At 56.4% G+C, this 12,148-nt stretch carries 18 protein-coding genes and 1 pseudogene; 2 read left to right on the top strand and 17 right to left on the bottom strand.

Translation table 11 applies throughout. The annotated features are described in order from the left end of the window. Positions 1-15: 15 nt before the first annotated feature. From QOL82_RS20080 to QOL82_RS20060, 5 genes are all read right to left on the bottom strand, one after another. Positions 16-510, bottom strand: a complete 495-nt coding sequence (locus tag QOL82_RS20080; RefSeq protein WP_283444086.1) for a hypothetical protein — start codon at positions 508-510, stop codon at positions 16-18. 31 nt (positions 511-541) lie between these two features. Beyond that, a complete protein-coding gene (trbC, locus tag QOL82_RS20075) occupies positions 542-1,153 on the bottom strand; it encodes a type-F conjugative transfer system pilin assembly protein TrbC (protein WP_283444085.1) in 612 nt (203 codons plus the stop codon). A gap of 67 nt (positions 1,154-1,220) precedes the next feature. Beyond that, entirely contained in the window at positions 1,221-2,261 is a 1,041-nt protein-coding gene (locus QOL82_RS20070) for a TraU family protein (protein ID WP_283444084.1), read from the bottom strand. Beyond that, positions 2,258-2,887, bottom strand: coding sequence for a type-F conjugative transfer system protein TraW (traW, locus tag QOL82_RS20065; RefSeq protein ID WP_283444083.1), 630 nt, complete (start codon positions 2,885-2,887; stop codon positions 2,258-2,260). The genes QOL82_RS20070 and traW overlap by 4 nt, the downstream gene beginning before the upstream one ends. Next, positions 2,887-3,609 carry a DsbC family protein gene (locus QOL82_RS20060; RefSeq protein ID WP_283444082.1) on the bottom strand — a complete coding sequence of 241 codons (723 nt, stop codon included), beginning with the start codon at positions 3,607-3,609 and terminating at the stop codon, positions 2,887-2,889. The genes traW and QOL82_RS20060 overlap by 1 nt, the downstream gene beginning before the upstream one ends. Positions 3,610-3,810: 201 nt before the next feature. Between QOL82_RS20060 and QOL82_RS20055 the strand changes: the two genes are divergently transcribed. After that, positions 3,811-4,686 carry a SprT-like domain-containing protein gene (locus tag QOL82_RS20055; RefSeq protein WP_283444081.1) on the top strand — a complete coding sequence of 292 codons (876 nt, stop codon included), beginning with the start codon at positions 3,811-3,813 and terminating at the stop codon, positions 4,684-4,686. Between the two features lie 75 nt (positions 4,687-4,761). Here the strand turns inward: QOL82_RS20055 and QOL82_RS20050 are convergent, their stop codons facing one another. The 4 genes from QOL82_RS20050 to QOL82_RS20035 all read right to left on the bottom strand — a co-directional run bounded on the left by QOL82_RS20050 (position 4,762) and on the right by QOL82_RS20035 (position 6,231). Further along, positions 4,762-4,887 carry a hypothetical protein gene (locus tag QOL82_RS20050; protein WP_283444080.1) on the bottom strand — a complete coding sequence of 42 codons (126 nt, stop codon included), beginning with the start codon at positions 4,885-4,887 and terminating at the stop codon, positions 4,762-4,764. A 245-nt stretch (positions 4,888-5,132) separates the two neighbouring features. Further along, positions 5,133-5,624 (bottom strand): hypothetical protein, encoded by a 492-nt coding sequence (locus QOL82_RS20045; RefSeq protein WP_283444079.1) that lies wholly within the window; start codon positions 5,622-5,624, stop codon positions 5,133-5,135. Positions 5,625-5,635: 11 nt separating this feature from the next. After that, positions 5,636-5,956, bottom strand: coding sequence for a hypothetical protein (locus QOL82_RS20040; protein ID WP_283444078.1), 321 nt, complete (start codon positions 5,954-5,956; stop codon positions 5,636-5,638). Positions 5,957-6,075: 119 nt separating this feature from the next. Further along, on the bottom strand, positions 6,076-6,231 hold the full coding sequence (locus QOL82_RS20035) for a hypothetical protein (protein WP_283444077.1): 156 nt from the start codon (positions 6,229-6,231) through the stop codon (positions 6,076-6,078). Between the two features lie 729 nt (positions 6,232-6,960). Here QOL82_RS20035 and QOL82_RS20030 point away from each other — a divergent pair. Then, on the top strand, positions 6,961-7,182 hold the full coding sequence (locus QOL82_RS20030; protein ID WP_283444076.1) for a DUF4148 domain-containing protein: 222 nt from the start codon (positions 6,961-6,963) through the stop codon (positions 7,180-7,182). A gap of 614 nt (positions 7,183-7,796) precedes the next feature. On the opposite strand, the gene QOL82_RS20025 is transcribed toward QOL82_RS20030, so the two are convergent. The 8 genes and pseudogenes from QOL82_RS20025 to QOL82_RS19990 form a co-directional block, all read right to left on the bottom strand. After that, the gene (locus QOL82_RS20025) at positions 7,797-8,066 is read right to left on the bottom strand and encodes a hypothetical protein (RefSeq protein WP_283444075.1); all 270 of its coding nucleotides are present in this window, start codon (positions 8,064-8,066) and stop codon (positions 7,797-7,799) included. Between the two features lie 208 nt (positions 8,067-8,274). Continuing rightward, on the bottom strand, positions 8,275-8,838 hold the full coding sequence (locus tag QOL82_RS20020; protein WP_283444074.1) for a hypothetical protein: 564 nt from the start codon (positions 8,836-8,838) through the stop codon (positions 8,275-8,277). A 126-nt stretch (positions 8,839-8,964) separates the two neighbouring features. Continuing rightward, positions 8,965-9,312: a hypothetical protein gene (locus tag QOL82_RS20015; protein WP_283444073.1), complete on the bottom strand. Its 348-nt coding sequence runs from the start codon at positions 9,310-9,312 to the stop codon at positions 8,965-8,967. Between the two features lie 126 nt (positions 9,313-9,438). Continuing rightward, a complete protein-coding gene (locus tag QOL82_RS20010; protein WP_283444072.1) occupies positions 9,439-9,675 on the bottom strand; it encodes a hypothetical protein in 237 nt (78 codons plus the stop codon). Positions 9,676-9,817: 142 nt separating this feature from the next. Continuing rightward, positions 9,818-10,285, bottom strand: a complete 468-nt coding sequence (locus tag QOL82_RS20005; protein WP_283444190.1) for a phosphoadenosine phosphosulfate reductase domain-containing protein — start codon at positions 10,283-10,285, stop codon at positions 9,818-9,820. A gap of 123 nt (positions 10,286-10,408) precedes the next feature. Next, positions 10,409-10,694: pseudogene (locus QOL82_RS20000) on the bottom strand (transposase); the annotation flags it as partial. A gap of 185 nt (positions 10,695-10,879) precedes the next feature. Beyond that, entirely contained in the window at positions 10,880-11,227 is a 348-nt protein-coding gene (locus QOL82_RS19995) for a hypothetical protein (protein WP_283444071.1), read from the bottom strand. Between the two features lie 557 nt (positions 11,228-11,784). After that, on the bottom strand, positions 11,785-12,126 hold the full coding sequence (locus QOL82_RS19990) for a hypothetical protein (protein ID WP_283444070.1): 342 nt from the start codon (positions 12,124-12,126) through the stop codon (positions 11,785-11,787). Between the last annotated feature and the right edge of the window lie 22 nt (positions 12,127-12,148).

Below are 12,148 nucleotides of genomic sequence, written 5' to 3'. Positions count from 1 at the left end.
TTTTTTGGTTAAAAATTAGAAGCCTGCTTTGCCACAGACATCGCGCAGCGCCCGGTCAACCAGGTCGCCGTCATAGGAAATGATCACTTCGATGTTGCTGCAGCGCGCGGACACGGCCGGCAGGGTGCGAGCGACGTACTGGTAGCCATTGCTGTCCGTTTGCCGCGCCTCGCCATACAGCACGGCATTCCTGATCGTGGATGACAGCAGCAGCCGCGTAGACGGTTCATCCGACCAGGCTGGTGCTACCGTGTTGCGCGCACTTACTTCCTGATCGCATACCCTAAAGTGCTCAATGCGCCGCTCTGTCCATTTAACGCTGACCGCCTCGCAGGCGCCAGCGCGGCCGACATAGACGACTTGGGCCGGCCGGCCGTTGATATAGGAGTCCGTGGTCATGCGCGTCGCAGCGACAGACGCGACAGCCGGAACAGTTTGGTTCGTTTGCGCGCATGCACTGAAGGAGGCAGCTACAGCAGCGGCAAGCACGGCCATTAGAACAATTTTCATGGTCTGTTCGCTTCTCGATAGGGTTAACGGCTTACCGCACTACGGAACCCGGACGGCCCGCCAGCCTGATGCGTTCCAGACGGGCTTCGGCCAGCGTCGCAATCGGCTTGCTTGCCCGCCGGCGGATCGTGTCCAGCGCCACCTGGATGGAAATATTTCCGGAAATGGTCGCGTAGGTAGTTTCGGGGGCGCAGCCCTCCTCCAGCACCGAACTGGCATCTGCTGTAGCCACTGCAAAGGTCGGCACCTTGGTCACCTTGAAGGATTTGAACAGGTCGGGATGAATGTCCCATTCCGCACCCGCCTGATTCAGGATGAGCGCCGCCTGCTTGGTCGCGGCCAGCGACTCATCCTTGAACCCACGCAGCACCAGCACCGCGCCGGTCTCCTTCGCCTGCCGCGCCAGCTCCTTCAGGATGTCGGGCGGCATCGAGAACGACACGAACACGATCAAGTCATGGCTGCTTTTGGGCAGGTCGACCGGCTTGCCGGTCTGGTACTGCTTGACCAGTGCATCCAGATCCTGCGTGCGCTGTGGCGCCGGCGTCACCTTGGGGACCTCGGTCCTGAAGCCGCCTGCCTGAACGCCCTGCCCCGGACTCATCTTCAGGGCTTCCATGGTAGCGGCACGCTGTTTCGCCATCTGCGCCTTGATGTCCGCCTCGCCTGGCAGTCCCTGCGCCTGCGCGCCGGCGGAGAATCCCGTGATTTCAATTGCTAGGAGTAACGCCGCTGCAGCAATCGCGCTTGCGGAAAATCGCATAGGAAAAGTCTCTCAGGTTAGGTAAAGGGGCCTGCGTGCCGGACTCAACCAGGATGGTCGAGCGACCAATCGGATCGCAGCAGCGGCCATTGATTTTCTTGGTCTGCGGGATCGGGGCCAGGCGCTGGAACTTGTACTGGCGCTTGTCCATGATGATCTGCGGGTAGTAGCCGCACATCGCATGCTCGCCGGCAGCCGACCACTGGGTGCCGGCCGCATGCAGCTTGGCCAGGATACGGGCCGTTTGCAGCCGCGCCGACTGCTCGTTGCTGACATGGCTGTTATTGGTGCCGGTCAGGGGATACATATGGCCATAGGCGCCAGCGGCCCAGAAGATTTCCTGGATCGGAAAGCCGGCGGTTGCCGCGACCGCATCGGCCGTGTTGGCACCGATGGCCAGCAGGCTGCCGAACGGGAAGGCATAGGGCGTCAGGATGCCAGCCAGTTCGTCATCGTTGTGCGTCGGGTCGGCAAACGAGACCCATGGCACGTCCATCCCGCGGTTGTCCAGGCACTGGTCGTCCAGCACCGCGCCAAGCACATACATGGCTGGATTCAGGTACAGGTTGACCTGCCTGAACGACGACTTCCCCGAGGCTGACGCGCCACGGCGGTACTTCTGGTCCGTACCGAAGGCATCCGAGTTCACCCCGATGTTGACCCGCGCGCCGCCCAGCATCGGGAAGCATCCCGGCGTGGATGTCACGTCCGTCATCATGTCCATCTCCCAGAAGGAGGTGGGCACACCAACCTTGGGCACGCCGCCATTGGTACAGGCACATATGGCCTGGCTGGGAGCGGACTGATAATCTTCCTGCCCGCCGCTCATCAGGGTGACACTGCCAAACATCTTCATCGGGAAGATGCAGGACCAGCAGACTTCTGTGATCAGGTTGGGGAATTTGCCGGTGCACAGGTCGTCCGCACGGGAGATGCCGGGCAGGACCGCACACGCGGCCAGCAGCCATGCCGCCAATCGTCTTTTCATAATGCCAATTCCTCGATCATCAGTTGCTTGCCACGTTGCGACAAGACAGCCGGAACGCGCTTGATATTGAAATGCTTCACCAGGATGCCGCGCTGATCGAAGTACACCGGCCGCTTCCATTCCCGCGTGAGCTTCACGTATGAGCCGCCTACCAGCACGACCTTGTCTTTCGGGTTCGCGTCGGTGCGCTGCTTTGCGTAGGCAACCTGCGCCTCGTCGCGGCCGTCAATGAACACAATGGCCTTGGACAGCTGCGTGTAGTCGAGAGGATTGATCTTGGTGCCGGCCGGGACCAGCACATTACCGAGGTTATCCTTGGCGGTCTCGGTGAACGTGTAGGTCGGGTCGAAGGTCCAGGTCTTTGCTTCCTTGACCTTGGAAATGCCGGGGATCGGCTGCGGATTGTTCACGCCATCGAGCTGCTTGTCCCGGTAGTCTTCCCAGAATTCCTTCATCTTGCCGCCCTTGTCCATCTTGGTCAGGCGGTTCTTGATGGACTCGACCCCATCCTGCTCGGCGATTTCCCACGTATTGCCATAGGTGCCTAGCTGCTCTGCGCGAGCAACCGGGGTCAGGATCGCCGCCGCAGCCGCCGCGATCAGCAGGGTTGTCCGCGCGTGCCGCATTACTGGCTACCTTCGAGCCAGGCGGTGATTTTCTCGGCTGGCGCTGCGCCCGGCAGGGAGCGGCCATCCGCGCTCATCAGGAACGGGGTGCCACGGATGTTGAGCTTCTCGGCCAGCGCGACATTGCGCTCCACCGGATTGGCACACTTCTTCGACTCCGGCACCTGGCCAGCGATCATCAGGCTGTTCCAGGCACCCTGCTTGTCCTTGGCGCACCAGATGGATTCGGCCTTGTTACGCGCATCCGGGTGCAGCGAGTCGATCGGAAACAGAAAAGTGTAGATCGTCACGTTGTCGAGCTTGGCCAGTTCCGGCTCCAGCTTCTTGCAGTACGGGCAGTCCGGATCGGTAAAGAGGTAAATGGTCCGTGCGCCGTTGCCCCGCTTGGTGACAAACGCATCGGCCAGCGGCAGCTTGGTGACATCGATCTTGTTCAGGGCTTCGCGCTTGGGCGCGGTCAGGTCCTGGCGGGTCTGCATGTCATAGACGCTACCGAACAGGAAATAGCGGCCTTCCTTGTCGGTATAGGCGATGTTCTTGCCCATCGTGATCTCGTAGACGCCTGGCAGGGCCGATTTCTCGATATTGCCGAACGTGGTCGACGGATAGCTTTGCTTGAGCTTGTTGAGAACCATCGCGGTATCGGGGTCCATGGCCGGTTGCGCAGCCAGGGCGGTTAGTGAGGTGACGGCCAGCGCCAGGGCGAGCAGAGTTTTTTTCATGTGGTTTTTCCTGAGAGGTCGGTGTGCGGCAGCCCGGAGGGGCCAAACGAGTATCAAATATTGTTTCCGTGCAGCATCTTAGAATTACCTGTTATGGGAGTCAAGTGAAATACAGTATAAATATACAAAACGGATGGCGCTACGTCACATGTATCTCTAAAATACGGCGATCCCAATTGGATTGCACAATCCACTGCCGCCATGAGCCTGAAGAACCTCCCGACCAAACAGAACTACGATGAGCTGTCGCATGCGTACGACTTTTTTAATCGGCGACTATTTGGCGGAGAGCTGCCGGGCTGCCTGTTCACGCTGCAGCGCAAGTCGCGCTCGATGGGCTATTTCAGCTTCGAGCGGTTCGTCAACCGGGATGACACAAAGAGCGATGAGATCGCGCTGAACCCGGAGTACTTCGCAACCCGGCCCGTGGAAGATGTACTTTCCACGCTGGTGCATGAGCAAGTCCATCAGTGGCAGAGGCGGTTCGGCACCCCGCCCCGGCGCGGCTATCACGACCAGGAATTCGCGGCCAAAATGGAAGCAATTGGCCTCATGCCAAGCAATACAGGCACACCTGGTGGCAAAACCACCGGCGAGAAGATGAGCCACTACATCATGGCCGACGGCCCCTTCATTCACGCATGCAAGGAACTCCTGCAGACGTCGTTTGTTATTGTCTGGTACGACCGCTTCCCGGTGCAGATGGTCAAGGAGTATGAGTTCGCGGCGGGAACGACCGTTACCGTGAAGCAGCCAACCGGCGTATCGGCCATGGCGGCGACGGAGGCGGCCAGCGGCATGCCGGCCGACGATGACGGAGAGCCCGTCACCGGCATCGCAAGCCCGGCTCAGAAAGTGGCTGCCGTTGCCGTGCCCTTGTATTCCGCACCTCCCATAGATGGTGGCCTTGATGTGGAGCGGCCGCAATCTGGCGGATCGGGAGGGGTGGGAGTGAAGAAAGCCGATGGCAGCAACCGGACGAAATATGTTTGCGGCTGCAAGAACAATATCTGGGGCAGGCCAGGCTTGCGCCTGCGTTGCGAAGCCTGCGACACCCGCTTTGCCGCTGCAGCCTGACGCTCAGGAAGACGTAAAAAAAGCCTGCGAGGCAGGCTTTTATCAGCGTGTGCGGCGCCAGCGGCGCGGGGACCCCTAAGCCTGGCGCTTGACCCTGCTCCACTCGGCACGGACGGCGGCGATGGCGCCGATAATCGGGGCAAAGTAGCGCCGCGGGCTGGATTTGACGATGGCAATGACTTCATTGATCAGCTTGGACATGCTCGGACTCCATAACATTATTTTGTAATACACATCCACACAATAGCCCTTTGCAAGCAAGTTATCAAGCAGCAAATAAGAAAAAGCCCTGATCTCGAGATGAGAATCAGGGCTTGTGCGGTTATTGACGTGAAAGCGTAGAAGTCCTGCGCAATGGATCAACCGCAGTTGCGGCGTTATCGCTGTGAAACTCGGACTTGATACCCTGGATGATCCCAGTTACGGGAGCGAAAAACAGCTTGTGGCTATTCTTCGCTATCTCCACCAGGGCCTGTGTCGTTGTTTTCATTCTTGAGAAACTCCTTAATTTCGTTATATGTAGAAGATAGCAGGTAGACGACATAGAGAATGATGTCCAGGACTGCGACAAAATTCTCCAGGCCGACCAACCCCTTGATGACGAACCGGGAAACGTGCGTTTCGCGGGTCAGCCATTCAACGAAAACGGACAGGACGTAAGCGCCCAAGCCGATTCCGATGAACCAGAGCGTAGCCACGGCGATATGCGCCATGACGAGAACCAGTACCTTCCACAGCGGTTTTTTGTTTTTCTGATGTGCCATGTGTGAGACTCCTTTGTTGGTGAAATGCAGGCAAACTGTTCGCCTGATACCGAGGAAATGGCAGACATCAAAACGTAAGCTGCTACGCTGCGCCCTGGCCTTATGCGCTGGGATGCCAACGCCGCGCCGGGAATAAAAAACCCCGCGGTCGCCGGCGGGGCTTGCATCGGGCATGACAGCTGGCCTTATTGGTTGAAGCAATACTTGATATTTCCCAGTGAATCAGACTGGCCGCACCCTGATAGGGATCCGGACCGCGTCGGCAAGGTGGATGTGACTTGCTGACTTGCGCTTTGCATCTGTGACCGGACATCGGGCGGCAGCATCTGTGCCGCATTACCTGCTTCGGCCATGCCGGTGCCGGCGATCTGCTTTGTGATGCTGGTAACGGATTCGAGGCCGCTAGCCACTGATTTCATCGTTTGCAGGCCAGCTGTAACGGTCGGACTATTGGCGACATACTGGTATCCAAAAAAACCCACGATCAGAACAAAGATCCAGCCCATGTAACTCCCCTTTCTTGTGTTGGTGTAGGTGGTGCAGATCGCTATTTTACTTTGATTGTATTGTTTCTATACAGTATGGATATTAAAAAAGCCCGCCGGGGATGGGCGGGCTGTGGAGGTTATGCTGCAAAGGTGAGGTAGAAGACCATGCCAATGGCAACCGCCGAAAGCACTGCATAGCCGATCGTTCCCCATACGGGAGAGCGTGGATCAAAGCGTCTTGGCTGGTCGGAACGGGAAGCGAAATAAAAGGTCTTGGAATCATGGGAAGGCATTCAGTTCTCCTGGTTGAGTTGTACCCGAGAGATGCATCACACGCGTCAATAACTGACAGGCGAAAGAAAACCCGGAAAAGACAAATGTCTGATCCGGGTCGTGGTTGATGCTGACAGAAGTAGTCAGGTTATCGAAGTCTCGAAAGAGACATAATCAACGCGGCAAGGCGCGACTGGCAAGAGTAGCCAGATTAATGGAGTGCGTAACAGGGACGTTGAGTGCATGGATGCACGATCCCGGAGTGGGAAATAAACTTTGCTAAGGGATATGCGACCAGTGCACTTACAACGACACGCACTTATAAAAGATTTATTTGATACAAGCCGTATAAATCACTTGCACTACGCCAATATTTCCGGTCTAATACCAATCACTGAGACGCGCAACAGCAACCGTCCAGACCGAATAGCTGCACCGATTTCCCTCTCCTGAGTTGAAGGAAAAGAGCCGAAAGGCTCAACTTGCGACCACGAAGCCCGCCCTTAAACAAGGTGGGCTTTTTGGTTTCTGGAGAATACTTTGCTGAGCCTCTATTGTCACATTAGTGCGATAAATGGAACAGTGTATTCGGAGAAGGCCTCTTTATCCCGACTGGAATAGCCAATAGACTGCATTCCATCGATGAGCACACAAACGAACCGGTGTGACTTAGCGAGGCCGGACCCGACGAGAAGCATTCCTGCCTTGACCGCCGAGCCCCGAGTCACCTACTAACTTTGGAGAAAATCATGAACGTCAAGAATCTGATCGCCGCTGTTGCTGTGTTTGCTGCTGCCGGCTCTGCCTTTGCCCAACAAACCGAATTCGTCGCTCCGGACGCTGGCTTTAAGTCCACCCAGACCCGCGCAGTATTGCGCCAAGATCTGGCCCAAGCTGCGAACTTGGGTGCGATCGCCCAGCGCCAACATGATGGCCAAGACAGCGTCTATGTTTCCAGCAACCGCAGCTGACAGGAAGTCCGTACTGAGGCGACCCGCTCTGCTCAGTCTCGCCGTGCCGGCAATGTGAACGACCTGTATTTCGGCGCTTAAGGTAGTTGTCGGCCTGTGGCGCAATCTTGTTACCGCAATCGCCCTTGACATTCACAAAACATATGGCCGGTATGCCTATTTGAAATTTACTTTATGCCGGGAAACTGGCTATAGTGACCTTGTCTCCTCCACCCTCCCAAAGGATGGATTTAGCCCACCGCGATTATTCCGGTGGGCTTTTTTTTGCCTATTTTTCCCGCGCCAAAAGAAAAAACCCGCTATCGATACCGATGCGGGTTTCCCTGTCTTCTCTCGTCCCCAGCTCTCAGGTCTGGATTTTGATGCGATGATGCATTGAAAACCCCGATGTGTCTATGTGCAGCGCACCATCATCGGTCCAAAAAAAACCCGCCTGGCATGGCCGCGGCGGGTTTCAATCCATTCGCAGGGAACGGAGGAGACAGTCACATAGTAACGAGTGCTTGGTCTTTTGGAAGTAGGCGTATCGATGAACCCAGTGTAGGAATTTTTGCGACACAACCGAAGTAAACAGTGGCGCAGCTGGTCTTGGGTACCCGGCACGGAGAGCACGTTCATCGCCGTCTGAGTCCTTTTTCCAGAGCCTCAATTGCCCTAGTAGGACAGCGCTGCAGCTTCTTTTGCTCGTCGCCGCTGAGCCACCATTTCAATGTCCGCACCCCGCACGGTCGCATTGACTCCGCCATGACAATGTGGACGATTTGCGCGTCGGTCAGCCCAGCAGTTTCGACCAGCTCCCTCAGTTTATTTTTATTCTTGCGGGCCGTTTCCAATGAGGTGGTGACCTTCGCATTTACCTTTTCGGGCCGTGTTTTGGTATCCATCGCATCCCTCTATGAAAAAAGCCCACCCGATCAAGGGCGGGCTGAAGCCATGTTCCAGGGATTGAATTTGGCAAGTTCATCCTAGCAAAATGGAACCATGCGGACAGTCAGCGAAATTCGGATTACTGCGTAGGATATTGTGAATGAGCAAATTGATGTGTCAGGCCATAGAAAAACCCCGCATCGGCATGATGCGGGGTCGTGGTAGTTAAGCAGCGGCTAACTCAGCTACTCGCTCGATGGCGGGTTGGGAATAGGCCGGCGGTGGATCAAAGTTCAGATCCGTTACCTCGGCATCAAACAAACTCACGGCAATCGTTCCTGGCGCCGACAACTGAACCGCCGCGATCGTGGCCGGCGTCAGGTCTGTTGAGTCGTAGAGGGTGGCTTCCAGCGGATTGCTGGTCCATCCTTCTGCGTTGTGCCAGTAGCCGCGTTCGTTCGGGGAATACAGAACCAGCGCATCGGTGCGGACCTGAAGTTGTCCGGTTTTCTGGGCGATCAGATCGGAAAATGCCTGTGCTTCTTTGCCAGTTGCAAAATCGCCGGCGCAGACTTCGCCTTTGTCATGCGTCCAAACATACACCGAAAAGAACTCCGGCACGACGGCAAGACCTGGGTAAGCAATACGGGCGATGGAAGCATGCCGGTCCTGCTCCACACCGATGGCATAGAGCGAGATGCGACCACTGTTTTTTTCCGTGAAGCTGGCAGTATCCCGGAAGATCGAAGGAAGCAAGGTAGGACGGGAAAATACGACGCTGCGGGGCATATGTGACTCCTGAATGGGTTAATGGATGCAAGCCTTGCGTTGGCCTGACCCAGTCAAATGCGCCACATGCAACTACAAAAGAAAAGCGCCCCGACGAGAAGTCCGAGGCGCATGGTGAATCAAGGTTTATGACGCAGCCAACGGGGTCGCGGTTGGCTCACAGCGTATCCAGCCAAGATGCGGATACCACTTGGCCGTTGTCAGCGAATCCAGGTAGAACAGATCGGCATCCTGCATCAGGTCGAACAGTTCATCCTGCTTGCGTTGAAAAAAGGCGAGTACCTCGGCCGAAACCGGCTCGATGCCATTTACGACCGTACCTAACAGCTGTGGGTCATCCTGGCTGCGATAAAACGCCTGGTGTTCCTTGTTCAACCCACGCCATGAAACACGGCCGGGCAACCCGCGGATACGGTAGTCTGAAACTCCCTGGTAGTTGGAAATGAACTCGGGTTTCAATGCTGCTGCTTGCATGGCGCTCTCCTGAAAGGTTGGTCTGATAATGGGAAATGCATTTCAGGGAAACGGAAGATCGCCGCCTCACCAGAAGCAGAAACTGCCTCAAGGCGGCACTTCGTGTGGCTCCAGCGGCAAGCCCAATCAGGCGTATACAGGCGTTTCCGTTGTGCGCCAATCCGTGATGCCGAACTCGTCTTCCATGACTTCGCTTACCTCGCGCGCCAGGTCGGGCCGGTGCTGGCAGATGTAGTTTGCCAACGGCCGCTTTCGCATCGAGTTCGACTCGAGCACCCGCATGACGTCGACCTTGCGCAACTCTCCAATCGAGTCGGCGGCCACCTTGATGAACACTTCGAGATTTTCAGCTTCCTGTTGCATTGCGTAGCTCCTTGTTGTGTTGAGAAAAGCAGGAAATGCGTACTCCTGGTGAGCAGAAATGAACCACAGCAAACAGCAATGCCGAGACAAAGAAAACCCCGCGCCTTTGGGGGCGCGGGTCGGTAGTGGTTAGATGAAGCTGTCAGGTGGGACCTGCAGCTTCGCCATAGGCGCCGGACGGCAGCACCCAGTTTTCCATAAAGATCGGCAGGTCATAGTCCTCGGCCATCGCGACCCGGACATGCTCTGCATCCATCGCATAGGGCGTACCGCGTGCGATCGCCTTGTCGATGTCACCATTGCGCCGCAGCGTTACGCCAAAGTCCTGCTCATGCTGGCGGATCTGGATGACCTTGCGCGGAGCAATCTGCGCCACGCTTGCCCATTGAGACGGCGAGCCGAAGATGCACGTCATGCAGCTGCAACGCGACCATCCGAGAAAGTATGCGGGATGCGCCCGGATGCGATGCCGCTCCAGAATCGCCCATACTTCCTTTTCCGACCATTGATGGACAGGACGCCATTGCCATACCATGCGTTTCCCATTGCTGGTCTTGTGAGGCTCCGCGATCTGATACTTCGCCCTGGCCGAGCTTTCCTCCGCACCAATTACATCTTGTGATCGTCGATTTTCTGTTACATGCCTGCTGGCAAAGGACCAAAGTGAAGTAACATTTTTTGTGTTGAGTAACTTGTTAGTTGGCAGCAGATACTGACCTTTTACAAAGAAAAGTCACTGGCTGGCATATTGGCACTTAGCTGTTGGAAGCAGGACTTTACCAACCTCGGCAGCTTCTGAAGGCAACGTAGCGCGCCGAACGCCAACTTATTCATGTCGTCTTTGGCCTGTATGGACTGCTCGCTAACTGGCGCTTGACGTGAGCTCATGCCTGTTCGTCCGGGTTCAGGTGCGGCGATTAAGGTGACAGGTAAACCAGCTTGAGTTGCCCGTCCAGTCCATCCACAAAGTCCTGCACGAGCCGGGACTTATGAATTGGATGGCCATCCACAATCAGGAAGTACTTGCCGAGTATGTGCGGACATGACATTGACCTGTTTGTCATGGAAACGTACAGCCGTTCACGCATCCGGCAGCTGCGGTTGGAAGTATGACCACAGGGTTGATTCGCACTGCCTCGGTACTCCTACTACTACTGCGATAGGGTCCGTTTTTGTGAATCGGATGCCAGCCCTCCGGACCCGGCTACTTTGGTGCCGACACCATATCGACAAGCATCAAGGCTAGGAAGGCGGCAAGAAAAAGCGCTGTACCGATCTTTGTCTCCGAAACCTCGTGGGCCTCAGTGAGCAGCTCCTCTGCAGCCAGATAAAGCAAGGCTGCCACCGCAAAAGCAAGGACGCCTTCAATCCATGCCCCCGTCAACCTTCCGCCAAGGAAATAGCCGGCCATGGCGCCAACGAACGGTGTGATTGCGATACAGCTGGTAGTCAGGATACTGCGTACTCGCGCAACTCCATCCTGCCCAAGGGCACTGGCGATGGAAAGTCCAAAGGTAAGCAATTCAGCGGACAGCGCAATAGTGACCAGCAAGGCTTGTTGCCCTTGCCCGCGCTCTGTAGCAGTGCTCACCCCGATAAGTAGACCGTCTACGAAAATGTCTACGATAACTACACTAATCAGCCCCCACTGCCCCCCGCCACTTCCTTTTTCCACCTTCTTGGATAAGGCACGAATCGCCAGTAGAACTGCGATTCCTATGGCGAAACCCGTGCGGCCGCATAGGGCATCTCCCGCTGCATGACATCCGGAAGTACCTCCACACTTGCCGCTGCAAAGACCAGCCCGGCTGCGATGTGTTGGATGTAGCCCCTGAGCTTATCGGGCGGTGGCCGAAAGGCCGCTACTACGCCGCCAATAGCAAGAGAGGCTGCACAAAGAGCCCCATAGCCGCTTACGTGCAGCAGGGAGGAGCCAAAAGCCATGCGGAAATCCTTTTCTCGTTTTTAAGCGGCTTGCGATAAGCGGCGCGTCCTTGTTCCAGTCATGCCATCTAAACAAGTTTTCGGAATATGCAAGTAGACAGCAGTCAAACCAGCCGCGGACAGCGAATCATCAAGAATGGACACCAGTGACAAGCGCGCGTACGGTCATTCTCGATTAGTAGCTCGACGCAGTAGCCGCAAGCCATTGAAGACAACAAGCAAGCTAGCTCCCATATCGGCGAAAACAGCCATCCACAGGGTCGCCAGTCCTGCGAGTGCCAAGGCAAAGAACACCACCTTTATTCCTAATGCCATTCCGATGTTTTGAACAAGGACGCTCTTTGTGGGCCGGCTCAGCTGAACGAACGCCGGCAGCTTCTCCAAGTCGTCGTCCATGAGAGCGACATCTGCTGTTTCAATCGCCGTATCGCTGCCGGCGGCTCCCATCGCGAAGCCGATGTCTGCTTGCGCCAAGGCCGGCGAATCGTTTACGCCGTCGCCAACCATGCCGACAGCGCCGTAAGTCGCC

It is taken from the genome of Noviherbaspirillum suwonense (assembly GCF_900182955.1).
In the GTDB taxonomy this organism is placed as follows: Bacteria; Pseudomonadota; Gammaproteobacteria; order Burkholderiales; family Burkholderiaceae_D; genus Noviherbaspirillum_A; species Noviherbaspirillum_A suwonense.
This window is presented reverse-complemented; position numbering and strand designations above follow the sequence as displayed.

Coding starts and splice junctions, on each gene's coding strand:
- trbC (WP_283444085.1), bottom strand. CDS start 1,153: ATGGCGAAACAGCGTGCCGCTACCATGGAAGCCCTGAAGATGAGTCCG.
- QOL82_RS20010 (WP_283444072.1), bottom strand. CDS start 9,675: ATGCAACAGGAAGCTGAAAATCTCGAAGTGTTCATCAAGGTGGCCGCC.
- QOL82_RS20035 (WP_283444077.1), bottom strand. CDS start 6,231: ATGCCTTCCCATGATTCCAAGACCTTTTATTTCGCTTCCCGTTCCGAC.
- QOL82_RS20025 (WP_283444075.1), bottom strand. CDS start 8,066: ATGGATACCAAAACACGGCCCGAAAAGGTAAATGCGAAGGTCACCACC.
- QOL82_RS20045 (WP_283444079.1), bottom strand. CDS start 5,624: ATGCCCGATGCAAGCCCCGCCGGCGACCGCGGGGTTTTTTATTCCCGG.
- QOL82_RS19990 (WP_283444070.1), bottom strand. CDS start 12,126: ATGGTTGGCGACGGCGTAAACGATTCGCCGGCCTTGGCGCAAGCAGAC.
- QOL82_RS20015 (WP_283444073.1), bottom strand. CDS start 9,312: ATGCAAGCAGCAGCATTGAAACCCGAGTTCATTTCCAACTACCAGGGA.
- QOL82_RS20055 (WP_283444081.1), top strand. CDS start 3,811: ATGAGCCTGAAGAACCTCCCGACCAAACAGAACTACGATGAGCTGTCG.
- QOL82_RS20080 (WP_283444086.1), bottom strand. CDS start 510: ATGAAAATTGTTCTAATGGCCGTGCTTGCCGCTGCTGTAGCTGCCTCC.
- QOL82_RS20060 (WP_283444082.1), bottom strand. CDS start 3,609: ATGAAAAAAACTCTGCTCGCCCTGGCGCTGGCCGTCACCTCACTAACC.
- traW (WP_283444083.1), bottom strand. CDS start 2,887: ATGCGGCACGCGCGGACAACCCTGCTGATCGCGGCGGCTGCGGCGGCG.
- QOL82_RS20040 (WP_283444078.1), bottom strand. CDS start 5,956: ATGGGCTGGATCTTTGTTCTGATCGTGGGTTTTTTTGGATACCAGTAT.
- QOL82_RS20020 (WP_283444074.1), bottom strand. CDS start 8,838: ATGCCCCGCAGCGTCGTATTTTCCCGTCCTACCTTGCTTCCTTCGATC.
- QOL82_RS20030 (WP_283444076.1), top strand. CDS start 6,961: ATGAACGTCAAGAATCTGATCGCCGCTGTTGCTGTGTTTGCTGCTGCC.
- QOL82_RS20070 (WP_283444084.1), bottom strand. CDS start 2,261: ATGAAAAGACGATTGGCGGCATGGCTGCTGGCCGCGTGTGCGGTCCTG.
- QOL82_RS20050 (WP_283444080.1), bottom strand. CDS start 4,887: ATGTCCAAGCTGATCAATGAAGTCATTGCCATCGTCAAATCCAGCCCG.